At 43.4% G+C, this 20,072-nt stretch carries 20 protein-coding genes; 4 read left to right on the top strand and 16 right to left on the bottom strand.

All coding sequences use genetic code 11. The features are described from left to right. Positions 1-168: 168 nt before the first annotated feature. Positions 169-609 (top strand): N-acetyltransferase, encoded by a 441-nt coding sequence (locus JOD82_RS19275; RefSeq protein WP_209949809.1) that lies wholly within the window; start codon positions 169-171, stop codon positions 607-609. A gap of 14 nt (positions 610-623) precedes the next feature. On the opposite strand, the gene JOD82_RS19280 is transcribed toward JOD82_RS19275, so the two are convergent. Together JOD82_RS19280 and JOD82_RS19285 are read right to left on the bottom strand one after the other, a co-directional pair. Next, positions 624-1,142 carry a GNAT family N-acetyltransferase gene (locus JOD82_RS19280; protein ID WP_209949810.1) on the bottom strand — a complete coding sequence of 173 codons (519 nt, stop codon included), beginning with the start codon at positions 1,140-1,142 and terminating at the stop codon, positions 624-626. A 70-nt stretch (positions 1,143-1,212) separates the two neighbouring features. Further along, positions 1,213-1,728 carry a hypothetical protein gene (locus JOD82_RS19285; protein WP_209949811.1) on the bottom strand — a complete coding sequence of 172 codons (516 nt, stop codon included), beginning with the start codon at positions 1,726-1,728 and terminating at the stop codon, positions 1,213-1,215. A gap of 297 nt (positions 1,729-2,025) precedes the next feature. Here JOD82_RS19285 and JOD82_RS19290 point away from each other — a divergent pair, with 297 nt between their 5' ends. Together JOD82_RS19290 and JOD82_RS19295 are read left to right on the top strand one after the other, a co-directional pair. Then, positions 2,026-2,544 carry a hypothetical protein gene (locus JOD82_RS19290; RefSeq protein ID WP_209949812.1) on the top strand — a complete coding sequence of 173 codons (519 nt, stop codon included), beginning with the start codon at positions 2,026-2,028 and terminating at the stop codon, positions 2,542-2,544. A 321-nt stretch (positions 2,545-2,865) separates the two neighbouring features. Further along, on the top strand, positions 2,866-3,360 hold the full coding sequence (locus tag JOD82_RS19295; protein WP_069012171.1) for a hypothetical protein: 495 nt from the start codon (positions 2,866-2,868) through the stop codon (positions 3,358-3,360). 107 nt (positions 3,361-3,467) lie between these two features. On the opposite strand, the gene nspC is transcribed toward JOD82_RS19295, so the two are convergent. The 7 genes from nspC to JOD82_RS19330 form a co-directional block, all read right to left on the bottom strand. Beyond that, a complete protein-coding gene (gene nspC / locus JOD82_RS19300) occupies positions 3,468-4,607 on the bottom strand; it encodes a carboxynorspermidine decarboxylase (RefSeq protein ID WP_209949813.1) in 1,140 nt (379 codons plus the stop codon). Positions 4,608-4,615: 8 nt separating this feature from the next. Then, positions 4,616-5,815: a saccharopine dehydrogenase family protein gene (locus JOD82_RS19305; RefSeq protein WP_209949814.1), complete on the bottom strand. Its 1,200-nt coding sequence runs from the start codon at positions 5,813-5,815 to the stop codon at positions 4,616-4,618. Positions 5,816-6,129: 314 nt separating this feature from the next. Further along, positions 6,130-6,399 (bottom strand): bacteriocin immunity protein, encoded by a 270-nt coding sequence (locus JOD82_RS19310; RefSeq protein ID WP_209949815.1) that lies wholly within the window; start codon positions 6,397-6,399, stop codon positions 6,130-6,132. A gap of 157 nt (positions 6,400-6,556) precedes the next feature. Continuing rightward, positions 6,557-8,437 (bottom strand): molecular chaperone HtpG, encoded by a 1,881-nt coding sequence (gene htpG / locus JOD82_RS19315; RefSeq protein WP_029516662.1) that lies wholly within the window; start codon positions 8,435-8,437, stop codon positions 6,557-6,559. Between the two features lie 180 nt (positions 8,438-8,617). Continuing rightward, the gene (locus JOD82_RS19320) at positions 8,618-9,241 is read right to left on the bottom strand and encodes an SMI1/KNR4 family protein (protein WP_209949816.1); all 624 of its coding nucleotides are present in this window, start codon (positions 9,239-9,241) and stop codon (positions 8,618-8,620) included. Positions 9,242-9,396: 155 nt separating this feature from the next. Beyond that, positions 9,397-10,710, bottom strand: coding sequence for a WD40 repeat domain-containing protein (locus tag JOD82_RS19325; protein WP_209949817.1), 1,314 nt, complete (start codon positions 10,708-10,710; stop codon positions 9,397-9,399). Positions 10,711-10,760: 50 nt separating this feature from the next. Next, positions 10,761-11,234: a DUF7716 domain-containing protein gene (locus JOD82_RS19330; RefSeq protein WP_209949818.1), complete on the bottom strand. Its 474-nt coding sequence runs from the start codon at positions 11,232-11,234 to the stop codon at positions 10,761-10,763. Between the two features lie 133 nt (positions 11,235-11,367). Here JOD82_RS19330 and JOD82_RS19335 point away from each other — a divergent pair, with 133 nt between their 5' ends. Then, complete coding sequence (locus tag JOD82_RS19335) at positions 11,368-12,498, top strand: phosphodiester glycosidase family protein (protein ID WP_209949819.1); 1,131 nt, start codon at positions 11,368-11,370, stop codon at positions 12,496-12,498. Positions 12,499-12,629: 131 nt separating this feature from the next. On the opposite strand, the gene JOD82_RS19340 is transcribed toward JOD82_RS19335, so the two are convergent. The 7 genes from JOD82_RS19340 to JOD82_RS19370 all read right to left on the bottom strand — a co-directional run bounded on the left by JOD82_RS19340 (position 12,630) and on the right by JOD82_RS19370 (position 19,901). Then, entirely contained in the window at positions 12,630-13,076 is a 447-nt protein-coding gene (locus tag JOD82_RS19340; protein ID WP_245249090.1) for a DUF6386 family protein, read from the bottom strand. 223 nt (positions 13,077-13,299) lie between these two features. Beyond that, on the bottom strand, positions 13,300-13,398 hold the full coding sequence (locus JOD82_RS19345) for a hypothetical protein (RefSeq protein WP_014599622.1): 99 nt from the start codon (positions 13,396-13,398) through the stop codon (positions 13,300-13,302). A gap of 371 nt (positions 13,399-13,769) precedes the next feature. Further along, positions 13,770-14,024, bottom strand: a complete 255-nt coding sequence (locus JOD82_RS19350; protein ID WP_039269943.1) for a YciI family protein — start codon at positions 14,022-14,024, stop codon at positions 13,770-13,772. A 208-nt stretch (positions 14,025-14,232) separates the two neighbouring features. Then, positions 14,233-15,372 carry a 5-methyltetrahydropteroyltriglutamate--homocysteine S-methyltransferase gene (locus JOD82_RS19355; RefSeq protein ID WP_025719664.1) on the bottom strand — a complete coding sequence of 380 codons (1,140 nt, stop codon included), beginning with the start codon at positions 15,370-15,372 and terminating at the stop codon, positions 14,233-14,235. Positions 15,373-15,495: 123 nt separating this feature from the next. Next, positions 15,496-16,398 carry a LysR family transcriptional regulator gene (locus JOD82_RS19360; RefSeq protein ID WP_029516653.1) on the bottom strand — a complete coding sequence of 301 codons (903 nt, stop codon included), beginning with the start codon at positions 16,396-16,398 and terminating at the stop codon, positions 15,496-15,498. A gap of 138 nt (positions 16,399-16,536) precedes the next feature. After that, positions 16,537-17,946 carry a glycoside hydrolase family 1 protein gene (locus JOD82_RS19365; protein WP_209949821.1) on the bottom strand — a complete coding sequence of 470 codons (1,410 nt, stop codon included), beginning with the start codon at positions 17,944-17,946 and terminating at the stop codon, positions 16,537-16,539. 74 nt (positions 17,947-18,020) lie between these two features. After that, complete coding sequence (locus tag JOD82_RS19370; RefSeq protein WP_029516651.1) at positions 18,021-19,901, bottom strand: beta-glucoside-specific PTS transporter subunit IIABC; 1,881 nt, start codon at positions 19,899-19,901, stop codon at positions 18,021-18,023. Positions 19,902-20,072: the final 171 nt, after the last annotated feature.

Consider the following 20,072-nt stretch of genomic DNA (forward strand, 5'->3'; position numbering starts at 1 on the left):
CTACAATAGTTACCTATATTATACAACATTAACGCGGTGTCGTCTTAAACAAAATTAACATAAAATAGGCTGTCGAGACTTTCTCGACAGCCTGACCGTCCTCGGACGGTCTTTTTTATTTCAACATCATCTATAAGATTACATACTGTACTGTGAAGAGGTGACACGATGTCGATTAGACCCGCAAATGTGGAAGAGCTCAACGAGTTGGCAGCCATCTGGCTAGATGCTTCCATAGAAGCCCATCATTTTATTGCTCCGCAATATTGGACATCTCAAGTTACCGAGATGGAAAACAGGTACCTTCCTCTCGCTCAAAACTACGTTATCATACAAGATGATCATAGCATTGGCGGCTTCGTTTCCATGTTGGATGGATACTTGGCGGCTCTGTTTATACGTGTTGATTCTCAAAGGAAAGGCTATGGCAAGCTGCTATTAGATTGGGTGAAGAAGCAGCATGACGAAATTCAATTAAAGGTGTATCAGTCAAACACGAAAGCATTTAACTTTTATACTAAAAATGGATTTACCGTTCAAGCAGAATCTGTGGATGCCGAAACTGACGAGAAAGAATTTGTAATGGTATGGACAAATCATGAACGATAATGAAGTACCTTTAGCTATATAGTCTTCTTATTTAACCCATAGACCTCGGTATATAAAATCTCTTTACACGGAGCAAAATCCTGTTCAGCCAACACACCTGGATAGCTCATAATTTGAAGCCGCAGATCAGCCTGTCCTTCTCTTAAAGGGGGCTGTACATAGTCAAAATGGTTCAGATGAAACCCCAAACGTTCATAAAAACCAATTCTTCTCTGAGTCCATTCATCCACTGGTGGCTCAACTTCCAGCACTACCGGTTTACCGGACTGTAAAATAAACTTGCTCATAAGCTCTTTACCTAACCCGCCACCCCGTATAGCCGAATCTACGGCAATATGCTCTACAAACCGAAAATCTGTAAACTCCCAGCCCGCCAAAAAAGCTATTGTTTGCCCTTGTTCGTCTTTTTTGGTAAGTAAACGATAACACGGATGATGAAGAAGAGCCCTCTGTGACTCGAATGTCCTGCATTCCGTTTCAGGAAAAGAAGCCTCCATAATCGCATATACTTGAGAGAATTCAAGTTCATTCATTTATACTTTCAACTCCTCTAACGTTAACTTGTTGGTCTACTAATGTTATTTACATTACGGTCCTAACCCTTTAGACCTTGTTTAATTCCATAAGCGTCAGCAATATGTGTTCCAACAGCTCTGGAATGTCTTCCATCTGATCTTCGTTAATTTGTCTGGAAAATCGGAGTTCAATCCTGTTTTGGTATGTAGATGTCCTCTCTCCGTAAATCTGACTAAGCGTTTGTACCGGTCGAAGATCGGGCTTCCAAATTTCGGTCAGTATATTTTCAATCCGGTTGCATTGTGACTCAATTTCACGAATTTCCATGTAAAAACTCAGCAACAAGAGACATCCCGGAATTTGATCTTTGATTTCCAAAATTTCCGCAGCCAAGTTGTTTAAATCCGCCTTTAGTTGAACCTCTGCTGTCACACTCGGGTGTTCTCTCAGTCTGAATTGGACAACAAATTCACGTGACATCACGGACATTTCCAATCTGTCGATCCGCTGTGTAATGTCAATACGTGAATCCAAATTATCCAGATCATAAACTGCATTTTCCATGGCTACTTTTAAATTATCAAAAACGGTCGGGTCGAACATTTTTCTCACCCCCAGTTGTTGAGTATAACATAGCTTGTGTTACTCCTAAAATAGGATGCCCCTTTTCACAAAAGCATATTAAGACGGGATTTTATAGTATACAGTAAGTTGGCTAACTCTTAATTGATGTTTAGTTGATAAATTTGTAAAAACGCATAATTGTGACAAAAATATATATATTTTTGTTTATTGTTACATTTTTATTCCAATTCATTGGAATAAACTATATAATACTGGATGGGATTAGCAAATTCCATTGTATAAATCCCAAAATAAAAGAAGGGAAGAGATGATTAAATGAAAAAGGCAGTTTTTTCTACACTAGGTCTTGCACTTCTATTAAGCACATCCACCGCCGTTGCATCTGCTCAAGAAGCTCAAGAAGCAGTACCCGCATTACAAAAGGAATCTATCCAGCCTTCTAATTCTTGGTACGCCGACACAGAGCCTAATAACTGGTTTGATGAGATTACCAGTGAAATAACAGTAGGAGATGGAATCGATATCTATGGGAGCTTAGGAAGAAAAATCCCTGGAGGATATGCAGGCTATTATGACTTTGTCGATTATTATAAGTTTACAGCTTCTCAGTCTGGATTCTACGAATTTAATATTCAAGGAGAGATATATCCCAAAGCATGGATGAGGCTTAGTGTGGCTGACAGTAATGGAAGCGTGAAAAGAAGTGCAGAAGAACGTCAATACCGTTTAGGTTTAAATCTTAAAGCTGGAGAAACTTACTACTTGTTAGTAGAAGCAACTGATGCTGATGTTGGTCAATTGTTCGACTATAGAGTTTCTTCTACGATTAAATAAACTAAACAGCCAATGGAGCATATCAAAAACGTAATCCTTTTTACAGGGACTATGTTTTACATCTTTGAACACCTATTATCTTACGACAAATGTAGCTATATCGTCGTAGAAGAACTGACAGTTACGTTCATATCTTCTTCGTCTTATGGCTCGTTTGTACCTCTGCATGATGGAAACAATCACCATCTTATAACAATTATACTCACATATTATTATTTCTTTTGTGTATATGATTATTTAGTGAATGATATAGAATAACAACCTAAAATTAATATGTATACTTAAATGAATGTAAACCAAAAAAAGTGAGGGCTCTTATTCATGAAAAAAACATTATTAGCTTCATTAGGTCTTACACTTATGTTGAGTACTACTGCCAGTGTCGCTTTAGCTGCAGAAGCAGATTCTGTACCAGTTGCAAAGGAAACCAACCAACTCTTCGGTAATGGAACTGACAGGGAGCCTAACAATTGGTATGATAAGGCCAGCGAAGTTTGGCTAGGTAGTGATATATACGGAACCATAGGGGAACTCATTGAAGGAAGAGACTATGATACTTACGATATGTATAAATTTAAAGCTTTTCAGACCAAGTGGGTTGATTTTAAAATTGAAGGGGATAAGTATCCTAATGCATGGTTAAATTTGACTCTAACAGATAGCGATGGTCATATGATTAAAACAACAGAAGAAGGACAGAATACTTTAGGTAAAAAACTTGAGGCTGGCAAAGAGTACTACTTAGAAGTGGGAGTGCCAGGCTACGAAATCGGTCAATTGTTCTGGTACAAGATTTCCGCCAAAATTGAGGAATAAAGATACTAATTCAGTTTCCTATACAAAAAGCCTCGCCCCTATCTCAAGGGGCGAGGCTTTTGTAGTTCATTCATTCTTCGGTACAGTCATTTAATCACATCTATTTCTTACGACAAACGAGAGCTAAAGTCCTCGTAGGAAAACTGACGGATTACCTTAATGCCTTCTTCGTCGTTGTAGCTGGCGATGGCTGGCAGGTTGACTCCGTTGAACATGTGGTTTTTGACCATGGTGTAATGGACCATGTCGCAGAATACAAGCTTGTCTCCCGGCTTCAATGGCTCTTTAAAGGAATAGTCACCAATTACATCTCCGGCCAAGCACGTAAGCCCACCAAGTCTATAAGTATGTGCATACTCACCAGGTTTGCCTGCATCAATGATATTCGGGCGGTAAGGCATAGCCAGCACATCAGGCATATGACATTCAGCCGAAGTATCCAGAATGGCAATATCCATTCCGTTCTTCATCGTATCCAATACAGTAGCCACCAGATATCCAGTATTCAAAGCAATAGCTTCGCCCGGCTCCAGATAAACCTGCACACCATATTTATCCTGAAAATATTGAATACAGCGTACCAGCGTGTCCAGATCATAGTCTTCTCTGGTAATATGGTGACCGCCGCCGAAATTGAGCCATTTCATGTTCTTAATGTATGGCCCGAATTTCTCATCCACGACTTTAATGGTGCGCTCTAGCGTATCTGAATTCTGTTCACACATCGTATGAAAATGAATACCGTCCACGCCATCCAGATCCTCAGGTCTAAAGTTAGCCAGAGTCACACCCATTCTGGAGTTGTTGTAGCAAGGATCATACAACGGCGTTTCGATTTCCGAATATTCCGGATTCACCCGAATGCCGATGTCGATTTTTTTGGAAGTTACGCCTTGCACTCTGCTTTTGTAGCGTTTCAGTTGATCAAAGGAGTTGAAAACAATATGGTCAACATACTCCAATAGCTCATCAAATTCACTGTCAACATAAGCAGGTGCGTATACGTGAACTTCCTTGTCCATTTTTTCGCGACCAAGTCTAGCCTCGAACAACGAACTGGAGGTTACCCCTTTTAGGTATTTGCCAACCAGAGGAAAGGTCGAAAACATCGAAAATCCCTTAAGAGCGAGCAAAATACTGCAGCCTGTCCGTTCTTGAACGGAATTTAAAACCTCAAGGTTTTTGACAAGAAGTCTTTCGTCAACAAGATAACAAGGTGATGGAAGTCCTGTAATATCAATATTCATCGCAGACCTCAATCAAGCAACGTTGGCGTAAAGTTCTCTTGCCATGGCAATCCGTGTTTATTTAGGGCTTCCATAAATGGATCTGGATCAAATTCCTCAACGTTGTAAACGCCTGGTTTTTTCCAGATACCTTTGATAATAAGCATTGCACCGATCATGGCAGGAACACCAGTGGTGTAAGAAATGGCTTGGGAGCCAACCTCTGCATAACATTCCTCATGATCACAAACGTTGTAAACATAATAGGTTTTCGGCTTTCCATCTTTCATACCTTGGATGATGCAGCCAATGTTTGTTTTGCCTTTTGTTCTTGGTCCCAGAGAAGCCGGGTCCGGCAAAATAGCTTTCAGGAATTGCAGTGGAATGATTTGTTGTCCTTCGTAATCAATAGGCTCGATCGAAGTCATGCCTACGTTTTGAAGTACGTTCAAATGATTCAGATAATTGTCCGAGAACGTCATCCAGAAGCGGATTTTTTTCACGCCTTTAATATTCACTGCAAGAGATTCCAGTTCTTCATGGTACAAAAGATATATATTTTTCGGTCCAATTTCAGGAAGGTCGTATACCTTTTTCTCAGAAAGTGGCTCAGTTTCAATCCATTCTCCGTTTTCAAAGTAACGGCCCTTCGCCGTAATTTCACGAATATTGATTTCCGGATTAAAATTAGTTGCAAAAGGATATCCGTGGTCCCCTGCATTCGCATCCACAATATCAATCGTATGAATTTCATCAAAGTAGTGCTTTTGAGCATAAGCCGTAAATACTCCAGTCACGCCTGGATCAAAACCGCTGCCCAGCAGAGCTGTAATTCCTGCTTTTTCGAATCTTTCTTTGTAGGCCCATTGCCAGCTGTATTCAAACTTCGGCGTATCCGGCGGTTCATAGTTCGCCGTATCAACGTAATGAACACCTGTCTCAAGGCAAGCATCCATTATCGTCAAATCCTGATAAGGGAGAGCCACATTGATAACTACATCCGGTTGAAAGCTTCGAATCAAGTCAATGACCATGTCGGTGTTGTCAGCATCAAGCTGAGCCGTTTGAATCTTCGTACGACCTCCACCCAGCTTCTCTTTAAGCGCATCGCATTTCTCAACAGTTCTGCTTGCGATACAAATTTCTTCAAATACATCTGGGTTTTGGCAACATTTATGCACCACAACGCTGGCCACGCCACCGGCGCCAATAATCAATGCTTTTCCCAAAATAAAAAACCTCCTTATTCCATACGCTAATCGCTAATCATTCTTGCAAACAAAATGATTATAAAGACATCCCACCAAATAATCAAGAAAAACGATAATTTGCTGTGTCAAAATTCACAGGAGCATGTCACAAAAACTTTACAAAACCCAAAATTAGGCATAAAACTCCGTAAAGTGAACAGAAAACAACTATTACCCCATACACCCCAGGGAAGTCAGCACACGTTTAACGGAAGTTTTTTTGAATATAATGCTCATAGCCCTAAAGAATTTATACTATCTTATTTCTAAACAAAAGACCACCCCTCCACATCCTATGGAGAAGATTCATGGGGTGGTAAAATGATGGGCTGATAGCGTAATGCCTCATCTACGATCTCTGCCGCACTCAAGTCACGGTCATCCCAGTAGATCAAATCACTGATCCCCGGATGAGGCGTATTTTGCATCACTATGGTCAGCATACTGTCGATTTCCTCTTCTGTTCCCTCATCTCTGATGATTTTTTCTACTAACTGTATAAGCTCACTTCGTTCTAAACGGTCTAAATTTTGGAGTTCCTGGTTGGCTTGATCCAGACTCATATAATTGCCCTCCTTTGTATTGAGTATGATCGGCAATGTGTGGGCCCATCCCTTCTTCTGTAAGCGCTATATGGTCTATCATGAAGCTTTAGGAAACGTTTATGATAAATAAAGCCGCTCCCAGTACGGGAACGGCTCTATATAGTAATAAAGCTTGTTAAACCATGATTTTGCAAATATCGTTCGTGAATTCAACCGGATCTTGCAGCGGCAAGCCTTCGATCAGCAAAGCCTGATTATACAGTAATGCCGTATAGAGGTTTACTTTCTCCTTATCCTCGGCAAAAGCTTCTTTCAAAGAGTTGAACACCGCATGGTTTACGTTAATTTCCAGCACTTTATTCGCTTTGACATCAGCGTTATTAGGCATGGCGTTCAAGATTTTTTCCATCTCAATCGTCACCTCGCCGTCTGCGGACAGACATACCGGATGTGTCTTCAAGCGCTTAGAGGCTTTAACACTGGATACCTTGCCTTCCAGCAAGCCCTTCATGTACTCGAACAGCTCTTTGTTGTCGTTTTGTTCTGCTTCTGTTTCTTTCTCAGTTTCGTCAGGCTCAATGCCCAGATCGCCGCTTGATACAGATTTGAATTCTTTCTCTTTGTAGCTTAAGAGCATTTTAATAGCGAACTCATCAATATCATCAGTGAAGTACAGAATTTCGTAGCCTTTGTCGGCCACCATTTCGGTTTGCGGCAGTTTTTCAATACGCTCGTTGGACTCGCCGGAAGCATAATAGATATACTTTTGATCTTCTGGCATACGTGATACGTATTCGTCCAAAGTAACCTGCTTTTTCTCTGTAGAAGAGTAGAACATGAGCAGATCCTGCAGAGTTTCTTTATGTCTGCCGTAATCGTTGTAGACACCAAATTTCAATTGTCTGCCAAATGATTTGTAGAATTGATCATATTTCTCCCGGTCATTTTTGAGCAAGGTCAGCAATTGGCCTTTGATTTTGCTTTCGATATTTTTGGCAATCAGCTTCAGCTGACGGTCATGCTGCAGCATTTCTCTGGAAATGTTGAGTGACAAGCTTTCGGAGTCAACCATACCTTTGACAAAGCTAAAATAATCCGGCAGCAGATCAGGGGATTTTTCCATAATCAGCACACCGTTGGCATACAACTCCAGCCCTTTTTCATATTCCTTGGAGTAGAAATCAAACGGGATATTCTCAGGAATAAACAGAATAGCTTGGTACACTACCGCGCCGTCCGCGCTGACATGGATATGCTGGAGCGGCTTGTCGTAGCCATAGCGTTTTTCCGCATAGAAATTTTGATAATCCTCGTCGGTCAGCTCGCTTTTGTTTTTTCTCCAGATCGGAACCATGCTGTTGATACGCTGTTCTTCCTCGTAATCCTCAAACTCGTTGTCGCTTCCCTCTTTCAACCGCTTGCCTGTAATATCCATTTTAATCGGATAGCGGATAAAGTCGGAGTATTTTTTAATCAGTGCTTTTAAACGATACTCGTCCAAATATTCGTCGTAGGACTCATCTTCGGTGTTTGCTTTGATTTTCAGAACAATCTCGGTTCCGACCTCGTCCTTCTCAGCTGCCTCAATGGTATACCCGTCCGCACCTGTGGATTCCCATTTATATGCAGTATCGCTTCCCAAAGCCTTGGTAGTCACTGTAACCACATCTGCTACCATGAAAGCTGAATAGAAGCCGACGCCGAATTGACCGATGATGTCATGACCATCCTTGGATTCATTTTCATTTTTGAATGCCAGTGAGCCGCTTTTAGCAATAACACCCAGGTTATTTTCTAGTTCTTCCTTAGTCATACCAATCCCGGTATCACGCAGGGTTAGCGTTCTATTATCCTTATTGGCAGTTACTTTGATATAATAATTTTCTTTGTCAAAGACCAGTTGATCATCCGTCAATGCTTTATAATAAATTTTGTCAATCGCATCACTTGCATTGGAGATCAGCTCTCTTAGAAAAATTTCCTTTTGCGTGTAAATCGAGTTAATCATCATTTCGAGCAGACGCTTGGACTCAGCCTGAAACTGTTTTTTCTCCATTCGGATATCTCCTTTCAGATGTAAACCTATGTAAGGCCAGCAGATATGAGCTATGCAAACGATTCTACTTTGTTAGCACTCCCATCTTTCGAGTGCTAGCCTACCTTTTTTATAACATTCCTCATTTTTTATGTCAATATCTCGGTTGGCTGAGCAGTAAAATTACATTTTAGGAAATCGCTAGTGTCTAATGTGTTTAAACATCACGTTAAACATTTCGACAGAGGAGGGAAACAGCCCTTGTACATGGGGAAGCAGATTACTCCTGATCCGCAGCTCATCCTCACCCAAATGCTGTAGGTCCTCATGAAAGAACCAAACAATAGGATAATCGCCGTCCTTATGTCTGCTGCCTATATTTAAACAAACGGGACCTTGGTCGTCCTCTGCTATTGCAAAAGGAATGTAGCCTGCTGACAGCAGAGGTGACCACTGATCGAGCAAATCATAAAATGCTTTTAAGCCCTGACCTACAGTCAGACGCGGGAACTCAACAAATGTACAATCGCTCCAGTACACTCCCGGAATGGACTCATTATCGAATTGTAAAGATACATAATGGTAGGACATGATAAAACTCCTTAGCAGGGGCGGCAGCTCAAAATGGTATTTTTCCTCCATCTCCCGAATTTCCTGTTCAGTAATCTGTGAAGGGAGAGGCTTCCATTTGATCCATCCCTCCTCGTCGACATTCCCATCACGCATTTCAATCGGTACATTTTCTTCCACATCCATAAAAAAGGCTTCATCCATCTGTGCAAATAGTTCCTTCATAGATGTACGAATATCCGCTTTCTTGTCCATGTTCTCACACCTCTTTCCTCTCTATTCGCATTTTGCATCATGGGTTTATGCCAAATGCTCTCTATATGAAAAAAGCATTGTATTCATGTGTTACTGCACTTTTTAAGTTCAGCTTATCAGAACTTGCTTTTATCACCATTTGCGGAATATTAGTATTACCAGCGCAACGGCTCATAGTTACGCCAGATCATCCAACATTCTGTCTCGTGAATTAGAGCGGTGCCAATGCTATATTCGTCCTTCGTGCTGCTCTGCAAATCAATCAAATGTAGCATACCGCCGTACGTTCCAACCGCCAACATGCCTTCATCGGGTGTAACTGCCAGCCCGGATATCGTACTGCCGACAAAATAGCGCCAAAGTTCACGCCCCTCCCTGTCAATCAGACGGAGATAACCGTAGGCATCACCCAAAATAGACCCTTGCGTCAGTGCTGTTGCAGCGTATACTCGCATTTCTTCATTTATCATCGGCCACTCTTCCTTATTCTGAGCAAGACCCTGATCCACCTCAGCAATCGACACTTGAATGGTGGCGCCGTTGTAGAAATGACAGGCATTGTACCAGACATTCAAATCATCTTTGGAAAATACAGCATAATGCGGATAACTAGAATTTGGCTCCAATGTATGCACCGTCTTATCGGACAGATCCATAAGCATATGCTCACTCATCTGGCTACCGTAAGCGATCCAGCGTCCATCCCTCGACACAGCTCCATGGGCCATATCCACAATCGTGTCTTCCAGCTCTAGTTCTCTTCGTTCAGACGTCTTGGGATGGATCAAATCCACCTGATCACCAGCCAACAAATAAACGCCGTAACCGCATACCAGCAGAACTCGCTGTCCATCGCCAAACGGAATCACTTCATCTAATATATCCTCTGGATGCTCTTCATCTCCCAAGCACTCCAAATCAGGAATGGATGCTTTTAAGCGTCCTTGTATATCCTTCCACTGAAAATGTGCTGTCTCTTCTCCTTGCAGATTTAAGTCCGGTTGACGAACAATACGAATCCCCTGTCCATCCACCAACGCAAAATAAGTCCCGTCTGGCGAACAGCCTACTCGATGCAGTCCGGGGATTTGCAAGATTCTATCTTTTCCCGCCACATAGATCATTCCACATTCCCGAGGATTGCCCGCATGTAGAATGACTTCATTGCCTCCATTCATAAAAGCTATCGGCCTAACGGCTTGCAAAGCCTCCTCAAACGCTGCTGTAAGCGGCCAGGATGCAGCCGGAATTTCCCGACGTAACTGCTCTGTTTCCTCTGCCTGATTTGCGTCCTGAATCATACGAAAAATATCTTCAGCCAGTTTGGAGCGTTCGTCTTGCTTTGGCTCTGGCTGCTCCTGCTGCCACTGGCTTTCCATACCGATTCTGACAAATTCATTCACATCTGCAGCATACCTTTTTCCTTCCTGTCGCCACTTTGCTGCCATTTCATGATCCAACCAACTCATTCGCTTCCCCCATCCAGTGTATGTATGCCCCGTTTGATCTACAGGCTTGTTCATTCTGCTAGGTGGTTTCTCACCTTTGTCAGCACAGACCACAGGTCTGTCACTGCCTTCACCTCTTCATAGTCCAGATAGGCATCGTGCTTGTCATAGTATTTTACCGCTATAATCACCATCTGAAGCGTCACTGGCTGTCCAGCAGCCTTAAGGACTTCCACAATACTTTCGAAGGTCGCCAACTCAAACCAGGTTTGAACCTGACGATCTGGCACCCACTTGGGAATAGACTCGTCATGTTCGTTGGTTACGGCTGTACCCTCCTCTGCACATTCCTCTAGCCAATGCTCATCCCAATAATAAATCGGTGTGTGAACAGGGTCCTGATCCCATTGATCTACATTCACATATAACCAGTTATTATGCAGTTGCCCCACGCTATGCACCAATTCCTGCAATCCTTCAAACACACGATAAGACGGGCTCTCTCTGCGACGGTAATCCTCAAGTCTCGTCTCATACCTGCTCATCCCCAGCCACCCCGCTTCCTATATCAGTTAAACACTCAACATTCGTATAACATACATTTACAACTCACAAAATCCGATATAACTACAAGCACCTCGTAAAGTGTCAAGACTACATAAGGAGATTGATCTATTCATGAAAAGAATCACCGCACTTGTTATCCTGTCCTTGCTATTACTTGTAACCCCGATCTACGCTGCTGCCCCAGCACCTATGCTGGTCTATGTGGATCAAAGTAACCACTCCTTCATCCCGCTCCGTCTCCTGAACAGCTATGAAGGGATCACACTCAACATGACTGCCGCGGACAAAAAAATAGAAATCGCGCAAGGCAATACCCGGATCACATTATTCACCGGACAATCTACCGCCAAAGTGAATGATCAGACGGTCCGTTTGCAAAATGCTCCTTTTACCGATAATGGTTCGACCTATGTACCCTTGCAGTTCATCAGCCAATATCTAAACCTGCAAGTCTCATGGCAAAAGGAAACCTCAGCTGTAAGCATTAAGCAGGGTACAACGTCCGTCACGCTTCCGGTACTTACTGGTAAGCTACCCGGAAATACTCCCCCCATTACAACGGCTCATAAAAGCTTCAAGGTCGGGTCTCGTACCTTTTCCGCTAAGGTGGTCACCGTCTCTATGCTCCATCCCAAGGTAAGCCTAGAGGTGGCTCTAGCAGGCGATACCATTGGTAAAGTGGAAGACTTAAGCAGTCTCGCCAAACGCAATCAAGCGGTTGTAGCCATTAATGGCACATTCTTTGACGCCTATACCAAAAGCTCCTACAAGACGCCTTACGGCTATCTGGTCAGTCACGGAAAGATGTTGAAAAAAAGCTCTGGCGACCAACGAACGGTCTTCACCTACGATGCTAACCATTTATCCGAGCTAATGTCGGGTTCCGCCTTCGAACAACGGTTAAGCCAAGGCAGTGTTAAAGGTGCCCTTCAAGCCGGGCCTCGTCTGGTTACGAACGGTCAGGTTTCCCTAAATGTCAAAGCCGAAGGCTTCAAGGACCCTAAAATATTAACAGGCGGCGGCGCCCGCAGCGCACTCGGAATGAGTCGGGATCATAAGCTGATCCTCCTGACCACAAGCGGAGCGACTATACCGCAACTCGCCCAAATGATGAAGCAGGCCGGCGCTTATCAGGCCATGAATCTGGACGGCGGTGCTTCCAGCGGGCTGTATTACAACGGCTCCTATCTCACCACACCCGGCCGCCAAATCAGCAATGCCATTATTGTAAAGTATCAATAGACGGATAAAGGGCTGTCTTCACGGATCTGTAAGCCGTGGGGATAGCCTTTTTCCATTTCCTCTAGCTTCGGTTGTTCCTGCTTCCACCTGTTCAAGCGGCATGTATGACCGTCACGTATTGATCCTGCAATCTACAATCGAATCAGACCTGTAAAGCTATTGCTGCCTTCGCTTCCTTTTTTTATAGAAAGGTAAATACGGTTGTCTTCTCTGCTTGCCATGCATTCATAAAGTCCCGGTTGCAAAGAAAGGAACATCCCTCCCCATACACACTCAGGCTCCAGCCCACCACTTGTGGCTTCCTCCCCTGCTCCAATAAATAGGTTGCCTGAGGGAACCTTCAAAAACAGCCGCACAGTAGGCTTGTCAATATGATCTGTCATCACAACCTCATACGTCCCGTCCGCTCCCAGATTCAAAAAAGCTACATTTCCTTTGTTCAACTCGCCCAGCTCGTCCTCTTCAATGGACCACCAATCCGGATCATCGTCCAAACGATGCTTAAGAGCTTGCGTATCAAATAGGCAAAGAGTCGCCGTATCTGTTGTAAATTGAAATGGACTGCTTGCCGTATTCATCATGCGATCCTCCTGATTTCGGTCAGCGAATTTCTGTTTTTCCGCGTCATACGCTATCCGTATTGCCATATATTTGAGGGAAAATCTCCCTGTATGTAAAGTATAACAATGCTTGCAGGGCCAGACAACATGTTGGACTAACACCCATTCTGCATAAAAAGCCCTCCCTCACGATGTCGTGAAAGAAGGCCGATTTGTGGATTTAAGTGATGCTAACCTGCTGTTAGATCAGAAAAGACTTAGTAATAATCACCAGCAAAATGAACAATACCAAAATTGCTCCTGTGGATGTCCATGCTCCACCGTAACCTACTTCACCCATGTCTGAATCCCTCCTTGCATTAAAGCTTACTCTTATCGTATGTAGAAAAGCGGATAACGACAGGGCGAATCGGCAAGTTTATTTGCCATAGAAGGGCTACTCAGAAAATGGACTGATACGTTTGAGATAGATCGCTAATGACTCTGGATGACAACTGGCAGAGAATGTCGTCCGTTCTTCGCAGCAGCCTGTTTAGCGAGGAATGTGATACGGGAGATTATCAACTAAGAAGATTCTCAAAAATTGTGAGAGCAACCTCTTGGAAAATAAAGTAAGGACCATGCTTTTCATTTTCAGAAAATCATAGTCCTCACTTTCTATTTAATACCAAAAGGCATATCGTTTTTTGTCGTGACCTTCTTAGATGGAATTTAACGCAACAGCCATTCCTTTATTGTCAATGTAGAAGAGCCATTTTGAATGAGCGGATCTAAATTTCCAATCTTTGTCGCCTCCTCAAGTGACGCTGCTTTTATTAAATAGGCTCCTCCCGTTCCATCACTAAATGGACCATATTTTTCAAGAAAACCTTCTTTTTTTAACTTTTCCAGATGGTCATAGTGCCCTTCGATATCATCTGTATTGAACTTGTTTGTTCGTGTAGTAATTAATAAAAAGTAATTCACTGATTTCCCCTCCATATTTCCCTTGTAATAAAAAAATATCTGGCGTTCCTTTAAGAAGATATTACAGCGTTTGCTATTGTAATAAAAGCCCTCAAAGATGAAATGCAACTATAAGGGAATTTGGTCAATTTTAGCGGATTCTCAAACTAAAACACGCCCACAAAAGGCGTGTTTTGAAACTCTCCAATTTATTTTCCTAAACCAAACCTTACTTCCAAATCTCGTCCGCAATCTCTTTAATGAAGGCAAGCTTTTTCCACTGCTGCTCTTCTGTCAGAATATTGCCCTCTTCTGTCGAGGCGAATCCGCATTGTGGGCTGAGGCAGATGTGGTTGATGTCGACGAATTGAGTTGCTTCCTTAATGCGGTTAATGACCGTCTGCTTGTCTTCCAGTTCACCCGTTTTGGAGGAAACGAGACCCAGTACGACCTGCTTTTGATCTTTCAGATGCTTAAGCGGTGTGAAATCGCCTGCACGGTCGGTATCGAATTCGAGATAGTAGCCGTCGATGTTGTCGATGCCGAACAGGGTTTCAGCTACAGGCTCATAGCCGCCAGAAGATGCCCAGGTGGAATGGTAGTTACCACGGCATACATGGGTCGTAACGACCAAATCGGCTGGAAGATCCTTCACCGTTTCCTGATTCACACGGGCGAACAGCTTTTTGGTATCTTCCACATTTTCACCCGCATGCTGTCTAGCTTCCCAATAGTTTTTATCACAGAGCATACCCCATGTGCAATCATCCAGTTGCAAGCTGCGGCAACCCTCATTGTACAACGCTTGAATCACGGATTTGTAGGCTTTGGCGATATCCGTCACCAGTTCATCCAGATTGCTGTAATACGTATCGGTTGTTTCTTTATTCTCTCCGCGCAATAGCTCGGCCAGGAACTGTGCAGGTGCCGGAATCGTTTGGCGTGCGATCGCATCCTCACCTGCTACTTGCTTCAGGAATTTGAAATCTTCAATGAAAGGATGACGGGAATGTCCGATTTTACCGGACAAGCGTGCGGTTTCCGCTCTTGTTTCCACACCTTGGAATTGGTAGCCGTTCGAAAGCTGTACCTTTTCCACACCGTCCAGACCCCACATAAAATCAAGATGCCACCAGGAGCGTCTGAATTCACCGTCCGTCACGGCTTGAAGTCCTACGGATTTTTGCTTTTCCACTAGCTTGATAATTTCGTTATCTTCTATCTTTCTCAGCTCGTCCGCAGAGATTTCATTATTTTGAAATTGAATTCTGGCGTCTTTAATCGCTTGCGGGCGCAAAAAGCTGCCGACCATATCATGTCTAAAAGGGGTCACTTTACGTTGGGATGCATTATCAAGGATGCTGCTCATTAGGGTTATCTCCTTTTTCGCTTCTATAGTGAAGTTCTTGTAAGAAAGATAACATACATTTTCAGTTATAAGGTAACTCTAATAAACTATAGCTAGTTATAGCCTAAGGCTATACCCAACCTTTTATTCCCCTATCGCCTCATGCAGCGCTTCTACATAGACGGTGGCCAGCTTGGAGAGCGCAGCGTTTTTATGGCAAATCCATCCCACATTAATAGACTCATCACATTCCAGAGGGACGGAAATAATGTCGTTACCGTTCAGATCCGCACTGATCACCCCGGTAGAAATGGTATAGCCGTTCAAGCCAATGAGCAGATTAAAAAGGGTCGCCCGATCATGGACGCGAATGCTTTTGGGATGCGATAACGTACTGAGAATCTCCTCGGAAAAGTGAAAGGAATTGTACTCCCCTTGCTCAAAGGACAAATACGGATACGGATAAAGCTGGTCAATGGTCACGATGGACTGTTGGGATAGCGGATTATTGGCACTGATAAAAATATGTGGCTTGGCCGTAAACAGGCTGTTGAATTGTAGATTCGCATCTTTTAGCAGCTTGTTAATGACCTTGGCGTTAAATTCGTTCAGATACAGGATTCCGATCTCACTGCGCAGGCTTTTGACATCCTGTATGATTTCATGGGTTTTGGTCTCTCGCAAAGCCAATTCATACTCTTCTTGACCATATTGATTCACCAGATTCACAAATGCATTTACGGCAAAAGCGTAATGCTGCGTGGACACAGCAAAATGCTGTGGTGTAGGCTTGGCATCCAGATAGCGACTTTCCAGCAGCTCCGCCTGCTCAACGACCTGACGTGCATAACCGAGGAATTCCACGCCTTCCTTGGACAAAGAAATCCCCTTATTGGTACGCTCAAAAATGGTGATATGAATTTCTTCCTCCAGATCACGAATCGCGTTCGACAGACTGGGCTGGGAAATGAACAACCGCTTTGCCGCTTCATTCATGGAGCCTCGATTGGCAACCTCAATGACATATTTTAATTGTTGTAGGGTCAATGCATGATGTCCTTTCCGTTTGTGTTTCTTCTATTATATAATCACACTTCTGGAAAAGGGATAGTTGTTGCTCAAATGAATAAACACCTCCCTAAATGAAAATCCATTTAGGGAGGTGCTCTAATTACGATACTTTAATTAACGAATTTCACCGTTTGTGGCAATCAGCTTTTGATACCAATAAAAGCTTTGTTTACGAATACGACGCAGATCCTTGAGATCAAACTCCTCACGATCCACATAGATAAACCCGTAACGCTTGCTGGAGCCTTGATGGGTACTCACCAGATCAATTGCAGACCACGGACAGAAGCCGAACACTTCTACACCATCTGTAATAGCCAGTTGAATCTGCTCGATATGTTTGTTGAAAAAGTCAATGCGGTAAGGATCATTCACTACATCCCCTTCTTCAAGCTTGTCAAAAGCGCCCAAGCCATTCTCTGTCACAATCAAAGGCAAGTGGTAGCGAGAATAAATTTGGCGTAACGTGGATCTAAAACCGACCGGATCAATCTCCCAACCAAACTCCGTCGTTTGCAGGTTGGGGTTGACGGAACCTCGATATGCTCCGGGTTCACCCACAATTTCATGCTGATCTCCTGTATGTGAAAAATCATTCCCGTCATCTAAACTTTCTCCTACGGTTTGAGAGGTATAATAATTAAATGCGATAAAGTCCGGGTTCCCCTTCGCTAATATATCCATATCCCCTTCTTCAATGACAGGCTCATAGCCTTTCTCGACCAAATAGCTCCAGGCAATATGGTTGTATCGGCCAAACACAGCCATATCCAGATAGAGCCAGTTGCGAATGGCTGCATAGTTGTCCGCCGCCAGCGTATCTTCAGGCTTGGAACTGGCTGGATAGATAACCCCAATATTCGGTGCTGGTCCAATTTTCGCGTCAGGCAGCATCTCGTGGCACAATACCATCGCCTTCGCCTGTGCGACTAACATATGATGATTTTGTTGGTACAGTACCTTTTGCGGATTTTCCAGACTTGTATCTAATGTGCCAATAGAACCGGGATGGAGAATCAGCATGTTCTGCTCATTAATGGTTAACCAATATTTCACCCTGTCTCCAAAGTTCTCAAACAATGTTTTGGCATACTGTTCGAAGGCATCAATCGTCTCCCTTTTCGACCAACCGCCTTGTTGTTCAAGAGCATAAGGCAGATCAAAATGATACATGGTAACAATCGGTTCAATCCCGTATTTAATTAGTTCGTCAATTAATAAGCTGTAAAACGCGATTCCCTTCTGATTCACTTCACCTGCCCCCAGGGGATAAATACGTGTCCAAGCAATCGAGAAACGATATGCTTTAAAGCCCATTTCAGCCATCAGGGCTACGTCTTCTTTGAACATATGGTAATGATCACTGGTTACCTTAAAATCAGTGACCCCTTCGACGTGATTAGCCATGTCAATGACAGAAGGTCCTTTTCCATCTTCGTCCCATGCACCCTCTACTTGATAAGCGGAAGTGGAACCTCCCCAGAAAAAATTTTCAGGAAATGCCTTCAATTGATTATGTTTCATGCTATAGTCCCTCCAGTTATCGTTATATCCTTCTGATTTTGCAATTCATGAATGTGATGATAGGCTTTCCTGTATCACACAACCAACGTTAGCAATACTTCATTTTTTTGAATTTGCTCCTGATTTGTCTCAAACACATCCACTTTATTTTTTGTAAGCGTGACGATGACAGGGGTCACGATTTCGTATCCTGCTTCAATAATCTGCTCTCTGTCAAACTGGATTAGCAAATCGCCCTGTTTCACGCTGTCGCCTTCTTTAACCACTGGATTAAAATGCTTCCCTTTCAGCGCAACGGTGTTAATTCCGATATGAATTAATATCTCCGTACCCGCCTTTGAAGTCAAGCCGATGGCGTGTCCTGTGGGAAACAGCGAGGTTACAACTCCATCTATAGGCGCTACGACCTCACCGACAGACGGCTCAATGGCTAAGCCTTTTCCCATCGCCCCTGTAGAAAATGCCGAATCATTCACTTGGCTCAATGGTATCGTCTTGCCTGTGATCGGGCTGTAGATCGTTTCTTTCTTGATGTCAACAGCCTTGGTTGCTGTAACAACAGGTTCTGGTTCTGCTGTTTTCACGGATTCAACTGTTTCTGGGGTCTCCTCCTTCACCTTGCTTTCATACCCAAAAATAAGGGTTAGTGCGGTTGCTGCCGCGAATGAGCAGGCAATGGCAATCACGTATAACAAGGTTGGCGTATACACTGGAATCGCAAAAATGTTGTGAAACACATACGCCGTCATTTTCACTCCAAAATGTCCATTGATGGCACCGCCTAGAGCACCTGCGATAATGACAATCGGAATGACACGTTTATAGCGAAGCACCAGACCATACACAATCGGCTCTGTCACACCAGCCAGCAATCCTGTAATACTCGTGGAACCGGCAAGAGTTCTAAGTGTTTTATCTTTTCTCGCCTTCAGGAAGATACCAAATGCGACCCCAATTTGAGCAAATACAGCTGCTGCAGCCATCGCCTCAATCGGATCACCGCCAACACCGATATTTTGAATCGTGATCGGGGTAAAACCCCAGTGAAGTCCGAAGACGACCATAAAGGTCATAAAACCGCCAAGAACAATCCCTGACAAAATGCCACTTACACCGATTAACCATGTCACACCTGAAGAAATCCAATCTCCTACCCCTGTACCGAAAGGTCCAAAAGCCATCGCAGATAGCGGAACCATAATCATTAAAGCCAGCATCGGAACTAAAAATAGCTGTAAATCCTTAAGAATGATCTTCTTCAAAAACTTATCTACCAACGCATAGATGCTAATGGATATAAAAATCGGGAAAACACTGGCGGAGTAGTTCATCATGACCACCGGTATTCCTAAAAACGATACATCAGAGCCTTTGTCCATCAGCCCCGTAAAGTTGGGTTCCATGAGAGCCGCACCGATCACACCAGCTACATAAGGATTCGCCTTCAGCTTTATACCAAGCGTAATCCCTAGTAAAATCGGCAAGAAGTAAAACACAGCATTCCCTGCAGCAGACAGGATCATATAAGTATCACTTGTTGCAGACATCCATCCTAGCAAGGTCAAAACCGTCAGGAGTGCTTTTATCATTCCCGAGCCCGCCATCGCTGGAATCAATGGGGAGAAACTACCGGAAATGACTTCAAAGATTGTGGATATGACCGATGTTTTTTTCCCACTGGATTCACTGGCTGCAGGGGAATTCGATCCAAAATCCCTGTTTTTCATGATCTCTGCATATACATAGGCAACATGGCTGCCAATAACAACTTGGAATTGTCCTCCGCTTTCAACAACGGTAATGATTCCCTCATGCTTCTCAAGCGCTTCTCTTTCGGCTTTTCGTGAATCCTTCAGGTCAAATCGGAGTCGTGTAGCACAATGGACAAGCCCATTGATATTTTCTTCTCCTCCAACGAGACGTACGATGTCTTCGCCCATTTTCTTATGGTCCATGTTCATTCTCCTCTTGGGCAGATTGCCTGGAAACAAAAAAATACCTAAACGAAAGGCCTGTATGATCGAAGAAAATGATCACTGCCATTCATTTAGGTATCGCCTGCTTAACCAGTAACAATCCTTATATTTAAGTTGTGAGCCTACTATAAATCACTTAGAAATCGTTTG

Origin of the sequence: Paenibacillus sp. 1182 (assembly GCF_017833915.1) — a bacterium.
Taxonomy (GTDB): Bacteria; Bacillota; Bacilli; order Paenibacillales; family Paenibacillaceae; genus Paenibacillus; species Paenibacillus polymyxa_D.